This window comes from Tropicibacter sp. S64, from assembly GCF_049803835.1.
Classification (GTDB): Bacteria; Pseudomonadota; Alphaproteobacteria; order Rhodobacterales; family Rhodobacteraceae; genus Pacificoceanicola.
On the sequence record NZ_JBNAGK010000013.1, the window covers coordinates 1 to 14,260 of the forward strand.

19 protein-coding genes are annotated in these 14,260 nt (G+C 65.6%); 14 read left to right on the plus strand and 5 right to left on the minus strand.

Annotated features, from left to right (window positions below):
- The first annotated feature begins 46 nt into the window (after window positions 1-46).
- A complete protein-coding gene (locus ACP159_RS19245; RefSeq protein WP_425101343.1) occupies window positions 47-1,039 on the plus strand; it encodes an IS30 family transposase in 993 nt (330 codons plus the stop codon).
- 74 nt (window positions 1,040-1,113) lie between these two features.
- On the opposite strand, the gene ACP159_RS19250 is transcribed toward ACP159_RS19245, so the two are convergent.
- The gene (locus ACP159_RS19250; protein WP_425101344.1) at window positions 1,114-1,956 is read right to left on the minus strand and encodes a hypothetical protein; all 843 of its coding nucleotides are present in this window, start codon (window positions 1,954-1,956) and stop codon (window positions 1,114-1,116) included.
- A gap of 237 nt (window positions 1,957-2,193) precedes the next feature.
- Window positions 2,194-2,850 (minus strand): hypothetical protein, encoded by a 657-nt coding sequence (locus ACP159_RS19255; protein WP_425101345.1) that lies wholly within the window; start codon window positions 2,848-2,850, stop codon window positions 2,194-2,196.
- Window positions 2,851-3,018: 168 nt separating this feature from the next.
- On the opposite strand from ACP159_RS19255, the gene ACP159_RS19260 reads away from it, so the two are divergent.
- Window positions 3,019-3,207 carry a type II toxin-antitoxin system ParD family antitoxin gene (locus ACP159_RS19260; protein ID WP_425101346.1) on the plus strand — a complete coding sequence of 63 codons (189 nt, stop codon included), beginning with the start codon at window positions 3,019-3,021 and terminating at the stop codon, window positions 3,205-3,207.
- Window positions 3,208-3,361: 154 nt separating this feature from the next.
- On the opposite strand, the gene ACP159_RS19265 is transcribed toward ACP159_RS19260, so the two are convergent.
- The 3 genes from ACP159_RS19265 to ACP159_RS19275 are packed head-to-tail and all read right to left on the minus strand — an operon-like array spanning window position 3,362 to window position 4,257.
- Window positions 3,362-3,661 (minus strand): type II toxin-antitoxin system RelE/ParE family toxin, encoded by a 300-nt coding sequence (locus ACP159_RS19265; protein ID WP_425101347.1) that lies wholly within the window; start codon window positions 3,659-3,661, stop codon window positions 3,362-3,364.
- Window positions 3,662-3,669: 8 nt separating this feature from the next.
- On the minus strand, window positions 3,670-3,936 hold the full coding sequence (locus ACP159_RS19270; protein WP_088671272.1) for an antitoxin: 267 nt from the start codon (window positions 3,934-3,936) through the stop codon (window positions 3,670-3,672).
- 42 nt (window positions 3,937-3,978) lie between these two features.
- Window positions 3,979-4,257 (minus strand): hypothetical protein, encoded by a 279-nt coding sequence (locus ACP159_RS19275; RefSeq protein ID WP_425101348.1) that lies wholly within the window; start codon window positions 4,255-4,257, stop codon window positions 3,979-3,981.
- Between the two features lie 183 nt (window positions 4,258-4,440).
- On the opposite strand from ACP159_RS19275, the gene ACP159_RS19280 reads away from it, so the two are divergent.
- From ACP159_RS19280 to ACP159_RS19335, 12 genes are all read left to right on the plus strand, one after another.
- The gene (locus tag ACP159_RS19280) at window positions 4,441-4,776 is read left to right on the plus strand and encodes a hypothetical protein (RefSeq protein ID WP_425101349.1); all 336 of its coding nucleotides are present in this window, start codon (window positions 4,441-4,443) and stop codon (window positions 4,774-4,776) included.
- A gap of 73 nt (window positions 4,777-4,849) precedes the next feature.
- Entirely contained in the window at window positions 4,850-5,491 is a 642-nt protein-coding gene (locus ACP159_RS19285) for a lytic transglycosylase domain-containing protein (protein ID WP_298498542.1), read from the plus strand.
- Window positions 5,488-5,778, plus strand: coding sequence for a TrbC/VirB2 family protein (locus tag ACP159_RS19290; protein ID WP_238367822.1), 291 nt, complete (start codon window positions 5,488-5,490; stop codon window positions 5,776-5,778). The genes ACP159_RS19285 and ACP159_RS19290 overlap by 4 nt, the downstream gene beginning before the upstream one ends.
- A gap of 11 nt (window positions 5,779-5,789) precedes the next feature.
- Window positions 5,790-6,068: a type IV secretion system protein VirB3 gene (locus tag ACP159_RS19295; RefSeq protein ID WP_146591404.1), complete on the plus strand. Its 279-nt coding sequence runs from the start codon at window positions 5,790-5,792 to the stop codon at window positions 6,066-6,068.
- Window positions 6,058-8,430: a type IV secretion system protein B4 gene (locus ACP159_RS19300; protein ID WP_425101350.1), complete on the plus strand. Its 2,373-nt coding sequence runs from the start codon at window positions 6,058-6,060 to the stop codon at window positions 8,428-8,430. The genes ACP159_RS19295 and ACP159_RS19300 overlap by 11 nt, the downstream gene beginning before the upstream one ends.
- Window positions 8,430-8,633: a hypothetical protein gene (locus ACP159_RS19305; protein WP_425101351.1), complete on the plus strand. Its 204-nt coding sequence runs from the start codon at window positions 8,430-8,432 to the stop codon at window positions 8,631-8,633. The genes ACP159_RS19300 and ACP159_RS19305 overlap by 1 nt, the downstream gene beginning before the upstream one ends.
- Before the next feature lie 3 nt (window positions 8,634-8,636).
- Window positions 8,637-9,779, plus strand: coding sequence for a lytic transglycosylase domain-containing protein (locus ACP159_RS19310; RefSeq protein ID WP_425101352.1), 1,143 nt, complete (start codon window positions 8,637-8,639; stop codon window positions 9,777-9,779).
- Window positions 9,776-10,588 (plus strand): type IV secretion system protein, encoded by an 813-nt coding sequence (locus tag ACP159_RS19315; RefSeq protein ID WP_425101353.1) that lies wholly within the window; start codon window positions 9,776-9,778, stop codon window positions 10,586-10,588. The genes ACP159_RS19310 and ACP159_RS19315 overlap by 4 nt, the downstream gene beginning before the upstream one ends.
- A 2-nt stretch (window positions 10,589-10,590) precedes the next feature.
- On the plus strand, window positions 10,591-11,244 hold the full coding sequence (locus ACP159_RS19320) for a virB8 family protein (protein ID WP_425101482.1): 654 nt from the start codon (window positions 10,591-10,593) through the stop codon (window positions 11,242-11,244).
- Window positions 11,241-11,948: a TrbG/VirB9 family P-type conjugative transfer protein gene (locus ACP159_RS19325; RefSeq protein WP_425101354.1), complete on the plus strand. Its 708-nt coding sequence runs from the start codon at window positions 11,241-11,243 to the stop codon at window positions 11,946-11,948. The genes ACP159_RS19320 and ACP159_RS19325 overlap by 4 nt, the downstream gene beginning before the upstream one ends.
- Window positions 11,945-13,267, plus strand: coding sequence for a TrbI/VirB10 family protein (locus ACP159_RS19330; RefSeq protein ID WP_425101355.1), 1,323 nt, complete (start codon window positions 11,945-11,947; stop codon window positions 13,265-13,267). Before ACP159_RS19325 ends, ACP159_RS19330 begins: the two co-directional genes overlap by 4 nt.
- Window position 13,268: 1 nt before the next feature.
- Complete coding sequence (locus ACP159_RS19335) at window positions 13,269-14,255, plus strand: ATPase, T2SS/T4P/T4SS family (protein ID WP_425101356.1); 987 nt, start codon at window positions 13,269-13,271, stop codon at window positions 14,253-14,255.
- Window positions 14,256-14,260: the final 5 nt, after the last annotated feature.

The window sequence follows — 14,260 nt, forward strand, 5'->3', positions numbered from 1 at the left end:
GGTTGCGACAAATGCCCTATCTTGCTGGAAAGCAAGGAGAACGGACATGGCCCACACAGAGCTGGATTTGCGTGAGAGACGCGCCATCGAAGACATGCTGAATGCAAAAGTACCGGTCAGCAAGATCGCCGCAGAGATCGGTCGGCATCGTTCGACCGTCTATCGCGAGATCAAACGGAACTTTTTCACCGACGAAGAGCTGCCGTATCTGAACGGCTACTATGGCATGGTCGCGCAGCGTGAAGCATCAAAGCGCCGTGCTCGCAGACGCAAATTGATCCGCCTGGAAGCATTGCGCACGCACGTCGTCGGTCGGCTCATCGAAGGCTGGACGCCAGAACAGATCGCGGGCCGTCTCGGTTTCGAAGACCAGCCTGTTCGGGTCAGCCACGAAACGATTTACGCCTATGTCTACAGCAAGGAGGGGCAGTCGGAAGACCTGGCACGCCACCTTCCCAGCCGACGCAGGAAACGCAGGCTACGCTATGCCAGGCGACCCAGAGGCCAGGTTTTCCCGCCGGATCGGTCCATCCATCAACGCCCTGAGTACGTCGCCACCCGTGAAACCTTTGGCGAATGGGAAGGCGATCTGATGATCTTCGAGCGGTCTCAGGGCAAGATGAACGTCGCCTCGCTGGTCGAGCGGAAGACCCGGTTTGCCGTCTTGTTCCGCAACAACGACCGCAGTTCGACACACTTCATTAACAAGCTGATGGATGTGATGGAGCCCCTTCCCCAACCCGCGCGGAAGTCGATCACTTTCGACCGGGGCTTCGAGTTCCGCGAATGGCGCAAGTTGAAATCCGGCATTGGAACGGAAAGCTGGTTTTGCGATCCGCAAGCGCCCTGGCAAAAAGGATCAGTTGAGAATTTGAACAAACGCGCCCGCAGGTATCTGCCGCGTGATACCCAACTCGCGGCGCTGTCAAATCGCAAGATGAAGGCGATTTGCGACCGCCTGAACGGTACGCCCAGAAAGTGCCTTGGTTGGCGCACCCCCACCGAGGCCTTCAGAGCCGAGATGATGAAACTGAGATAGCGGAAACCGTCGCAACGACCCTTGAGCCTTCAAGGGTGGCTTCGCAGCCCAAAACGTTTGATGTCACAAGCACACTACCGCGCAATCTCTCCTGCCAACACTGCCCTTCCGTGCACCGCCAACGTTGCTGAAAACCTCTGACACCCGAACTTGCGGATCAGATCAAGTACCCGAGCTTCATAGGCAGCGTGCCCGATCAAACGACACAGGTCGGCAGCATGAAACTGACGGTTTGCAACCGGGGCAGAGCGCGTCAGACGTACCAGCTCGGTCTCGGCACTGCCTGCATCAGATTTGGGGCAACTGACGGATCCCGGCGTTGCCGGCGGTCGTCCGACCGATGTCTGCCAACGCCGCATGAAGCCCAGGAGGAAACCCGCTGGAACGCAGGTGTTTCCGCGGGCTTCGTTGAAGGCCATGAAGCGATCCCAGATCGCCTGCGTATCGACGTTCCAGCAAGGCAGGGCGGCTTTCGCCGCCTTGATGAGCGCCGCCCAGGTGGTGCGATGGACGTTCGAACCGGGGGCGATCTCGATCTTCCCGGAGAAGATAGTTTTGTTATTAGATTCTCTATATAGTGATGTGTCGCCCCCAGTTGACGCCAGATGCTGTGGCGACTCGTCGGCGACGCAGCCAAAGCGAAAGAGCCACGGCGCGAACTTGCCGTTGGGCTTCCAGCGCTCGACGCGAAGCTCCGACGCCGCGAGCTCGGCAAGCAGGGTCGTGAGATGCTGGCGGGTCACACCCATGATCTCGGAAAGCGTGGACAGCGTGAAAGCAGCGGTGCCGCGATCGAGCCCGTTGTAGCCGTTCTTCCAGGCAATGCCGTCGAGGATGATCGTCGCGAGCTTGTGCGCGGAAACGGACAGATCGCATCGAAGGATCTGCCGCAGGATTGAGCCGGTTGTAAGGTCCATGAATGTCGTCTCTTTGGCGAGACGACGTCAGATCGTGAGGCAACAACATTCCTGCCAGCAAAACAACTTTGCTGGTTGCGGGTCTCCGGGCGATCGGCTAGAAAACTCGGGCACAGTGAGTAATCGGGCGCGGCGTCGGACTATCGGTCTGGCGTCGTTCTCTTTTGTGGGTCTGGGATGCACAGCCTCCGGTGCAAAAGGATGATCAGGCCCGGGGTGACCCGGGCCGGGAAATGGTCAGTAGCGGACTTCCTCGGAGCCGTAGTTTCCGGCGTGGTCACGCCAGTCGACGAAGACCGAGCGGTAGAAATAGCTGCCGCATCCGTTCGGGATCCGCAGCTGCGAGGCAGGCGGAACCTGGGCCGTGCTGGACGGGGTCCAGCGATAGTCTCCCTGCACACCGTAAGACCCGAGCCGCGTCGAGTCGCTGCGATTGCAGTCGCCGTCGCGGTTTTCGTGCTGGCGGTACTGGATGTGATAGACTCGGATGCTGCGCACGAAATCGAAGGCGTCGCCCGAGATGTCGACGTCCGCCCCGTCCGTGGCCTGGACCTCGACGACCGGCGCATCCTCCGGCAAGGACTGCCGGGGCAGGGTGGCATGGAAGGCGGCATCGAACAGGCGTTCGACCGGTCCGGGGGCTTCGGCCGGCGAGAACGACGCCCCCATGGGACAGCGCCAGATCTGGAGCGGCGGTTCGATGGGCCAGGGGGTGATCCGGCGGATGAACACCGCGCGGGCATGGGCACATGGCGCCGAGGCCGGCCAGCCGCCCGCGAGGCAGAGCAGGATGGCGCAGTCCACCTGGTAGGCGCTCGCCGGGGTCGCCAACGGGACCTGTCCCGAAAGCGTCATTGTCGCGGCCATTGCCAGCCGCAGGATCTTGCGTCTCATGTATCGACTCCCCACAAAACTATGCGGGCGAATACAATACAACACGCATGACGGCAATCGGATTTCTTTGAGGCAGTCCAGCTGCTGAGTTGGAGACCAGCCGATTTGCGACCAAACCTCGTGAACTCTCGTCAATTCCTGATACGATCGCCCGACGAGGAGGGCCCGATGCCGAAGTTCCACCTGACCGAACCGATGCAGAAAGATGTGCAGGCGCAGAGCGAGGTCGGCGCGGTGCAGTTCTCCGCGCTCAAGGCAGACCTCGAGCATGCGGCGGCGCTGGCAGAGAGGGGCGATTTCGCCGTGTTCGATGCGCAAGTTGTCGAGCCGGAGGCGTTCGACCGCCGACAGGTATGACGACCCGTCCATCCAATTCGGTCGGGCCGAACTCGCAGACGTTTTTCGCTACATCATCAAGACCTGAAGCCGGGACCGGCAGCTAGGCTATTGCTGGTCGCTTCGATGTCACCAACGGGAATCCCGGTTCATGCGAAGGCGTGCCTACCCCGGGTCACAACCGATCCTTCAGCCGCCGCACGAAATCCATGCGTTCATGCAGGACGGCGAGAACGATCGGGCGCGGCGCAACAAGCCAGACCACGTAGTGATGTTCGCAGCGATGGATACGGACATCTTCCGGCAGTTGATCCAGAGTCTTCGACCGCGCACGTCCCGCTGCGATCGCATCGCAGCAGGCCTCGATCTGATCGAGATACCTGTCGGCCTGATCGGCGCCCCAGGTTTCATAGGTGTAGGACCAGATCGCGCGCAGGTCTTCCTCGGCGCCGAGCGTGAGATCGTAACCCGCCATCGTGGGGTCTATCGTTCGGCTTGGCTTCGCGCTTCGCGGCGGATGTCACGGATCGATTTTTGGGAGAACTCGCCGCGACGAGCCTGGTCGATGCGCGGTCCAAGGAAGCCTGCAAGTGCCGCGAAGGCCTCGTCCTCGCTCATGCCATCGAGCGATGGCGCATCGCCGAGCGTCCGGTTCAGGACGTACTCCTTGATGCTTTGACCCTTCAGGGCCGCGATGGCCTTGAGCTTCTGGTGTTCTTCCGCGGTGATGTCGATCGAGAGTCTGGGCATGCCTGCAAGATAGCGACGTCCGACCCACAAAACAACATTTGTTCACTCGAGGATCTCGACCAGTCGTCCATAGTCGCGGCTGACCTCCTGCGCCTCGAGGAAGGCGCGCTGACGCTCGGCATCGAGGCAGCGGAAATACTCCTGGATGTCGGCGATGTATCCCTCGAAGTCGGCCCGTAGCAGGTCGGCATACTCGCGCACGTCTTCTGGGTTTTCGGGCAGGAAGGGCCGGTCCGGCGCGACGCAGGCGCTTGCCATCTGACCGCTCAGCACGAAGATTGCCACCAAACCGGACAGGTTGGCGCGTCCGACACAAAACATGCGCAGGGCAAAACTCCTTTGCCGGTGTGAATCGGTGGATTTGTATGATAGCGGGCCTAAGTGCGCGAAAGCATCCAGTCAAGATGAAGAAATCGTCTTGCAGTCATATATGTTGTCTTGTATCGCCCGTGTGGAAATGTCCCGCGGGCCGGTACTCATGATGAGGAGGGCCCAAGGGAGGTCATGATAGAAGAAGCACCGAATGTGGTCACCGAAGACGGGTTGCGCGGATTGCTCGGCCAAGGTTACAGGGCCGAGGTCGTTTGCAAGGAAGGCGCCGAGAAACGCCACAACAGCTGGTACGGCACCTGGACCGTGCGGGCCGTCTCGGCCGATGGACGGGACGAGAAACTGCTCGTCACCTCGCGCAGCTATCTCAAGATCCGCGAATTCAAGACGATCGTCGGCCTCGTCAGCTTCCTGGCCGACATGGGCGCAACCGTCGTCTCCATCCCGCTCGAAGAGGGCGGGCGGGTTCCCCACGAAGCCCCGGGCAAACCTCTGGCCCCCAAGGCCTGACGGATTTACCGCCCGCCGCGTTCTCGCGGTCCTTGCCCTGCTTGGTACAGGTGTTTGTTCCGCACCCTCGGCCTTGCTGGCGCAGACGACGACAGGCGGGTTCATCTTCTCCGTCGGCCAGGACGGCCGGCTGATCGATGTGTCTGCCACGCAGGCTGGTCCAGACGCATCGACCGACCTGCAAACAGGCGATGCAACGGGTCCCGGCGACCGGCTCTTTCTCTTCTCCAATCGGTCGCAAGACGAAGCGGACACTGAGACCGCATCGCGCGCGCCCGTTCCGGCTCATCCCGACATTCTTGCGGCGATCGAGGCGACCGCCTTCCGCTATGCCGGTCATCCCGGCTTGCGGCGTGCCGGTCTCTCGGTCACCGACTGGGCCGCTCTCTACCGCGCCAATATCGAGATCGAGAGCGCGTACAATCCGCGCGCGCTGAGCGACGCGGGTGCGATCGGGCTCGGACAGCTGATGCCGGATACGGCGCGGGTTCTGGGCGTCGATCCGCATGATCCGCACCAGAACCTCGACGGCTCGGCGCGGTACCTGCTGATGATGCTCGACCGTTTCGGCGACAGCCGCCTGGCGCTCGCCGCCTACAATGCCGGACCCGAGGCGGTCGACCGCCACGGCGGCATCCCGCCTTACCGAGAAACCATGGGCCATGTGGCGAAAGTGACCGCCGCAATGCTGCGCCTGAGAGGAGAGATTTCGTGAGAAGACAAGTGAACTTGACCGCCGTCGCGGCGGCGCTGCTGATCGTCGCCGCAGGACCAGCGCTCGCGCAAAGCATCGATCTCTCGCCGGTGCAGACCCTGCTGCAGGGCATCGTCGATGCGATCACCGGGCCGCTGGGCATCGTGATCGGCACGCTGGCGCTGATCGGCGTGTTCCTGTCCTGGCTCTTCGGGATCCTCGATTTCCGGCAGGCGCTCTGGGTCGTGGTTGCAATCGCGGGCATCGCCGCAGCACCCACCATCGTCGCAGCGATCTGGACCACCTGAGGTCAGATACCATGGCGGAGCAGTCGCGCGTCTTCATCGGCCTCCTGAGGCCGCCCAAGCTCATGGGCCTGCCGATCATGTATGCCATGGTCTGGCTCTTCGGCTCCACGCTCCTGTTCCTCTGGGTGCAGAGCTGGGTCGTGGTGCTGATCGCCGGCATCGCCTGGCCCGCGCTCTGGAAGGCGGCCGACTGGGATCCGAACTTCCTCGATGTGCTGGTGATCACGCTCCAGGAGACACCGCCGACCCGGAACCGCAAGCTTCACGGAGGCGACAGCTATGCCCCGTGATGCTGGATACGGCGAGGACCTCGACCTCGGGACGGTGCTGCCATCCTGGGTTGCGGGCGAGAAGCGTCTCTCGCAGATGCTGCCCTATGTCAGCCTCGTCAGCGACACCACGATCCGCACCCGCGGCAACGAGCTCATGCAATGCATCCGGCTCGAGGGGGTGAACAGCACCACGAGCGAGGATGCGCATCTCGACCGCATCGGCGCACTGATGGCCGGAATCGTGGCGCAGGCCGGGACAGGGTTCTCCTTCTACCTTCACAAGGTCTCGACGGCAGTCGAGGTGGATCTGCCACCGATCGAGGACACAGGCCTCGCGGGCGAGATCGACCGGCGCTGGCGCGCGCATCTGCGCGCCTCGGGGCTGCGCGACAAGACGCTGACCCTCACGGTCCTGAAACGCCCCGAGGCGGGGCGGGGCCTGCCGTTCCTGGCCGCCGCCTCCCGGGCGCGGCTCGTGCAGGACACGGTTCGGCGGATGCGCAAGCTCGACGAGGTGGTGGGGTTCATCCTGTCGACCTTCGACGAGATGAAGCCCCGGCTGTTGTCCGCAAATTCCGGCGCGCTGCTCGGCTTCCTCGGCAGCCTTAATACCGGCTGCGAGCATCCGCTCTTCCCGCGCTCGCGCTTCGGCATCCTTGCCGAGGACGTGGCCAACACGCGGGTGACCTTCGACGGTCCGACGATCCGCCTCTCCGACGGCGCGGCGGGTGAGAAATTCGGTGCGATCTTCGCGGTGAAGAACTACCCGGCCAAGACCGATGCGCTGATGCTCGACGAGCTGAACCTGCCGGTCGACATGGTGGTCACCCATTCCTTCGTGGCCGTAAACTCGAACATCATGGCCGGCCGCATCAAACGGCAGCTGCGGCTGATGCAGGCCGCCAATGACGGCGCGGTCAGCCTCGCCGAGGAACTGGAACTGGCGCAGGACGACCTGGAATCGAAGCGCCTGATCTTCGGCGAGCATCACATGACGGTCGCCGTCTATGCGAAGACCCGCGCTGCGCTCGACGATATCTGCGCCGAGGTGCGCAACATCGCCGCCAGCACCGGCATCAACCTGATCTCCGAGGGATTCGGCGCCCGGGCGCATTACATGGCGCAGCATCCCGGCAATACCGGGGCGCGGAGCCGCAAGGCCGCGATCACCAATCACAATTTCGCGGACCTGGCGACATTGCATCGGACGCCCTTGGGCAAACCGGGGAGCGACGTGCCCTGGGGCCTGCCGATCACGCTGTTCCCGACGCCCGAACGCGGCGGGTTCCGGTTCAATTTTCATGAGCAGGGCGCACCGGACAGGGAGCCCACGGGCGGGCATACGCTGATCCTCGGTCGCCCCGGCTCAGGCAAGTCCGTACTCGCCGCCTTCCTCATGGCGATGGCCCGGCGCGCGAATGCCCGGCTCTTCGTCTTCGACTACCGCGCCGGCATGGAGATGGCGGTACGGGCGCTCGGCGGCAGTTATTCGACCGTGCGGGCCGGGCGCCCGACAGGCCTCAACCCGCTCCAGACCGAGACCGACGCGCGCGGCCAGGCCTGGCTCGCGGACTGGCTCGCGACGCTCCTCGAACGCCGGGACCGGCCGCTGACCCCGGTGCAGACCAACCGGCTGCAGGAGGTCGTGCGCCAGAACGCCTCGGCCAGTCACGAAGGTCTCCGGAACTGGTCGGATTTTGCCTCGCTGCTGGTCTCGACCGATGACGAGGGCGATCTCTTCGAGCGCATGCAGGAATGGACCGCCGAAGGCCGCTATGGCTGGATTTTCGGCGCCAACCCGCAGGATACCTTCAGCCTCGCCGGCGACATTTCCGGTTTCGATCTGACCGGTATTCTCGATTCCGAGAGCGAGCGGGAACGCATGGCGGTGCTCTCCTATCTCTTCCGGCGCGTCGAGCGCGTGATCGAGGACCGCAAGCCGACCGTCATCCTGATCGACGAGGCCTGGAAGGCACTCGACAACGCGTATTTCGCGGAGCGGCTGTCGAACTGGCTCGTGACCGCCCGGAAACAGAACGCCGTCGTCGTGATGATGACGCAATATGCCAGCCAGCTCGAACGCACCCGCACCGGCAAGACCATCGTCGAGGCGGTGCCGACGCAGATCCTCCTGCCGAACATCCGCGCCAGCGAGGCCGATTACGCCATGCTGGGGCTCTCGGAGAAGGAGCTCGACATCCTTCTGGGCGTCGGTTCGTCCTCGCGCCTGGCGCTGGTCCGCGACGACCGTGGCTCGGTGGTGATCGATGCCGATCTCTCGAGCCTCGGGCCGCTCGTGACCATCCTTGGCGGCATGGAGAAGGGCGAGGAGCTGGTGGGCAGCGATTACCGCGACCGCCCTGAATTCTGGAGAACATGATGAACAAGACGATGACCCTGCGCCTGGGGCTTCTCGCCCTCGGGCTCACCCTGTCGGCCTGCGCCGAGTACAGGCCCGCGACGGCCAACTGCTTCAATTTCCGGGCCGAGACCGCGAATGCCCCGCGGGTCTCGACCAAGGGTGCCGCGGTCACGCGGGCAGACACCTTCTGCACCTTCACTGCGCTCAGGCTCGCGGACTGATCCATGTTGCGCCGGCTTCCTCCCCTTCTCGCCTTCGCCGCGCTCGCGTGTCCCGCATCGGGCCAGGGCGTGCCGACCTTTGACGCGCAGGGTTTCGCGCGCACGGCGGCGCTCATCGCGCAGCGCGACCGGGATCTCGCATTGCAGCGCGACCGGCTGACCCGGGAAGAGGAGCTGGCCGAGATCGAACGCCAGCAACTCGCGGCGCTGAACGATCTCGTCGAGGCGACAAGCTTGGGCGGAACCGATGTCTCTGCTACCATCGCGGGACTGGAAGCGGGCAGGGGCTCCGACACTTCCGCCGCCGTGCTCTATGGCACCGAGGACGGCAATCCGGCCGCGGCCCGTATGTTCGGCGACGCGCGCGAGGGGATCGAGGAGCTGATCATCCGCGCGGCGCGCGACACCTTCTCTCTCCCTGGGGTGTCGCGCGCCGGACTTTCCCTCGTTCAATGGCGCTGTCTCCTCCAGGCGCTGATCTGGCAGGAGAGCCGGTTCCAGATCGGTGCCCGCTCTCCTGTCGGCGCCTTCGGCCTCACCCAGATCATGCCCGGCACCGCGTCCGATCTCGGCATCTACCCCGCCTACTATGACGATCCCTACCTGCAGGTGACCGGCGGCGCGCGTTACCTCGCGCAGATGCTGAACATGTTCGGCGGCAACATCATCCATGCTCTCGCCGCCTATAACGCCGGGCCCGGCAACGTACAGGACTACGGCGGCGTGCCGCCCTTTTCGGAAACCCAACACTACGTCGTGGTCATCCCCGAGCAGTACAACCGCTACCTCGCCGCCGTCGGCGGGATCGACGCCCTCGGCACCATCGATCCGGTCCTTCTCGCCAATGCGAGCTTCAGCCTCTCGGCACATGGCTCCGGGGTCTATGGCGATTATTCGATGGTCTCGGTCCGGGCCGCCGCACTCCGGGTGCAGGACATCATCGAGCGGATCGGCGAGACCGAGGACCTGCACGAGGCGCTGGCCCTCAACACCTATGCCCGCGCGGAACTGGCCCGCCTCGTCGCCATCCGCACCCGCCTCAAGGCGGCCAGAACCGAGCCGATGAGCGCCGAGCAGATCGCGCTCGCCGCGGCACAGGCCGCCGAGCGGCAATACATGGATTTCAGTTTGGAGACATTACGATGAGGACGACCTTCCCGCGCGCACGCAGAATTCTGTTCGGAACAGTCGCGGCGGTGGCCGTGACGATGAGCATGGCGCCCGCGCCGGCCATCGCCCAGGGCGTGCCGACCGTCGACACCCAGAACATCGCCCAGGAAATCCGCCAGCTGCAGCAGATGCTGGAGGACTTCGGGATCCAGACCGATCAGCTCGATACCCTCCTTGAGCAGCTCGACCTCGTACAGCAGCAGCTCGACCAGCTGAACCAGATGTACGCCTCGCTCACCGGCGCGCGGGATCGGATCCTCGGCCTCTTCATGGGCGGCGATCTCGACGGGTTGCTCGAGGCGGATTTCTCCGACATCGGCGATCTGATCACCGGCATCCAGCAGGGAGACTGGAGCGCGCTCCTCGGCTCCTCCGCCGGACCTCTCCGCACCCAGATGGAAAGCGCACTGGCGAGCGCCGGCTTCGATGAAGACAGCCTTGCCGAGATCGCCCGCAGCGGCAGCCCCGGCGCGCAAGGCGTCGCCACCCGCGCGACCACCGGGGCGGTGCTCTCGGCGGCGGCGCAGAACAGCCATGCCGAGGCGGCGCAATCGCTGGAACGCGTCGAGCGCCTGGTCGAGATGATCCCCGACATGGCCGATCTCAAGGAGTCGATGGATCACAACACCCGGGTGACCGCGGAGCTTGCCATCGCGATGACCCGGATGTGGGAGCTCGAGGCGATCCAGACCGTCGGCGCGGGCAATGCGGGTGTGGTCGATGCCGCGACCATCGCGGAAGAGCGCCGCTACATGGACTTCACCCTGCCGGAACTCCGGCCATGACGATGGGAACCGGCATCGACGCCATCGTCGAGGAGGAACTGGTCTACGGTGCGCTGCGCCGCGAGGAGACCTGGCGCAAGATCGGCATCGGCGGTGCCGTCTTCGGCGTGATGGGCTGCCTCTCGGCCGCCGCCGTCGCCCTTCTGATCGAGGTCCCGCCCCCGGTCGTCGTCCCCTTCGATCCGGCCACTGGTCTCGCCCTGCCGAACGCCGCCGTCCGGACCGTGACGCTGGCCGAGCGCCCGGCCGTGATCGAGGCGCAGATCTACCGCTACATCACCGACCGCGAGACCTATAACCAACTCGACAATGACCTGCGCGTGCGCCGGGTGCTCGCGCAATCGAAGGGCGCGGCCGAGGCCAGCATGCGCGCCACCTGGACCAGCGGGCAGGAGAGCTATCCGCCAACGCGCTACGGGGCTGCGGCCGAGATGGCGGTCGAGATCGCCAGCATCACGCTCATCGGCGAGAACCGCGCCCAGGTGCGCCTGCGCAAGCGCCTGACCGGACCCCAAGGCGTGCAGGACGGCGCCTTCACCGCCACGCTGATGTTCGAGTTCCACCCCGAGACCCCGCGCGTCCTCGACGAGGTCTGGCAGAACCCCTTCGGCTTCACCGTCACGCAATATGCCATCAGATCGGACCGCGCCGAATGACGACCCGTCTTACCTTTTCCGGCCTCTTCATTGCCGCGGCGATGTCCGCGGGCCTTCCCGCCTGGGCCGAGACGACACCCGGGCGCGGTGCCCATGACAGCCGGGTCCGGATCGCGACCTGGGTCGACGGCCAGGTATTCCGTGTCGTCACCAGTCTCACCCGCGTGACGACAGTCGAGTTCGGCGAGGGCGAGACGATCCGCTCGATCATCGCCGGCGACACGGTCGGCTTCCAGTTCGACGCGGTCCCGGGTGGCCGTGCCTTCGCGATCAAGCCCGTGGCCTCCGGGGTTGCCACCAACATCATCGTCTACACCAACCGGCGGTCCTACTACTTCCACGTCATCGAGGCGCGGGAGACGCCGCATTACGTCGTGCAGTTCCGCTACCCCGAGAGCCGCAGCGCGCCCCGGCAGGCGGTGGCGGCTGGCGCGCCCAATGCCAATTACGGTGCGAGCGCGCAGCGCGAGTTCACGCCACTCTCGGTCTGGGACGATGGCACCTTCACCTATTTCCGCTTCGCGCGGAACGCGCCCGTGCCGGCGATCTTCCGGCACACAAACGGCGCGGAGCGGTCCGTGAACAGCCAGGCGCAAGCGGATGGGGTGATCCGGGTCTCCGGCGTGAATCCCGAATGGGTGCTGCGCCTCGGCGACGAGGTGGTCTGCATCCAGGACCTCGGCCGCAAAGGAGCGGGCGTATGAGCAACGAGCCCGACGATCTCGCGGCCCGTCTTGCCGCGCTCGAAGGCTCGAGCGGGAAGAAGGCAGGGGCCCGGCGTCCGTCGCCGGTCACGGCCCTTCTCGGCGTGCTCGGGATCGCGGGGCTGGGCGGTCTCGCCTATGCCGCGCTCCAGCCCGAGGCGGCGGCGCCGATGCCGACCGCCGCGCCCGCCGAGTTCCAGGACCAGGGCTCGGGCTTCGGCGACCTGGTGCCCGCCGTCCTGCCGGTCCGGACCCCGGAGCCGGCACCGGCGGACGCCGGACCGTCCGAGACCGAGCGCGCCCTGGCCGAGGCCCTGGCGGCGGTCCGGGCCGAACTCGATGCGCTCCTGGCCAAAGAGGCGGAGCCATCCTCCGCCGCCGCCGATGCCGCGATCGCCGACCTGACCGCGCAGATCGCGGCGCTGCAGGCGGCGGGTGAAGAGTCCCGCCGCGCCTTCGAGCGGCAGCTGACCGAGCGCGACCGGGCGCTGGAACAGATGCGCATGGATCTGGAACTGGCGCAGCTGCAACAGCCCGCGCCCGCCGCGCTCGGGCCCACCGAGGAAGAGCTGCGCCTCGCCGAGTTGGAACGCCGCCGCGCGGCGGAAGCCGAGGCCCGTGCCGAACGCATCGCCTCACCGATGATCGCCTTCTCCGGTGCCGGGAACGGACCGCAGGGCGGGGCCATCGAGGCCCGGCTGAACGCCGACGAGGCCTTCGTCCGGTCCGGTGCGCAGCTCGCGGAGGTGACCCGCGCGGAGGTGATCGCCAACCCCTCCCATACCGTGCCGCAGGGCACGATGATCCAGGCGGTGACCGAGACCGCGCTCGACAGCACCCTGCCCGGCGCGATCCGGGCCATCGTCTCCGAGGACGTGCATGCCTTCGACGGCTCCCGCGTGCTGATCCCGCGCGGCGCGCGGCTGATCGGACGCTATCGCTCGGACGTGGCGCTGGCGCAGTCCCGGGTGATGGTTGCCTGGGACCGGATCATCCTGGCCGACAACCAGTCGGTCCAGATCAGCGCCTATGGCGGCGACGAGCTGGGACGCTCAGGTACGACGGGTTTCGTCGACACGCGCTTCGCCGAACGCTTCGGCTCGGCCGCGCTCATCTCTCTGATCGGCGCGCTCCCCGCGGCCGCGGCCGGCCAGATCGAGGACGAGGCCGCCGCGGATGTGGCGAGCGATGTCGGGTCCGACCTGCGTGACAGCACTGGAGACGCGATGCAGGACTACCTCGCGATCAAGCCGGTCATCCATGTGGACCAGGGCACGCGGATCACCGTCATGGTCGACCGCGATCTCGAGATCTTCTGACATGGCGGCGAGCTACCTCGAAGCCTCGCTCGACGCGCTGGCGCCGTCCATCGGCCGCCCGGACGTGATCGAGATCTGCATCAACCCCGACGGCAGCACCTGGGGTGAGTTCCACGGCGATCATTTCATGTCCGCGCTCGGCACGCCCCTGAGCCAGACCGCCATCAAGGATCTCGGCAACCAGATCGCCTCGGCCGCGGGCACGACGCTCAGCCAGAAGAAACCCATCATCTCGGTCAGCATCCTCTACCGGGACCGCCCGATCCGCGCCCAGGTGATCCAGCCGCCTGCCGTCGAAGGCGGCTTTTCGATCTCGCTCCGGTTCTTCTCGAGCGTGCCGCTGGACGAGATCAAACTCGCCTATCTCTTCGACAAGGAAACCAGCCTCGAAGCGCTGAGGCGCGCGCGGAACCTCGCCCTGCGCGAGGTCGCGGCAACAGGCGACATCGACGCCGCGCTGGCCTTCTGCGTGCGGAACAAGCTCAACATGATCGTCTCGGGCGGGACCTCGACCGGCAAGACGGTTGCGGCCCGGAAGATCCTCTCGCTCGTCCCGGACGAGGAGCGGATCGTCACCATCGAAGAGGCGGCCGAGCTGCGGCCCGGACAGCCGAACGCGGTGACGCTGATCTCGGATCGCGAGAGCGACACGCGGGGCGCCGACCAGCTCCTGACCTCGACCCTGCGGATGCGCCCCGACCGCATCGTGCTGGGTGAGGTCCGCGGCAAGGAGGCGATGACCTTCCTCGAGGCGATCAACACCGGCCATGGCGGCTCGCTCACCACGCTCCACGCGGAAACCCCCCAGCTTGCCGTGAGACGGCTTGCCATCGCCGCACTGAAGACCGATCTGCCCCTGACCTACGCCGACATGATCCGCTACATCGAAGGCTCGATCGACGTCATCATCCAGGCCGGCCGCCACGAGGGCGCGCGCGGCATCACCGAATTCTACCTGCCCGGCCAGACCGAAGACCCGGGTCAGTGACCATC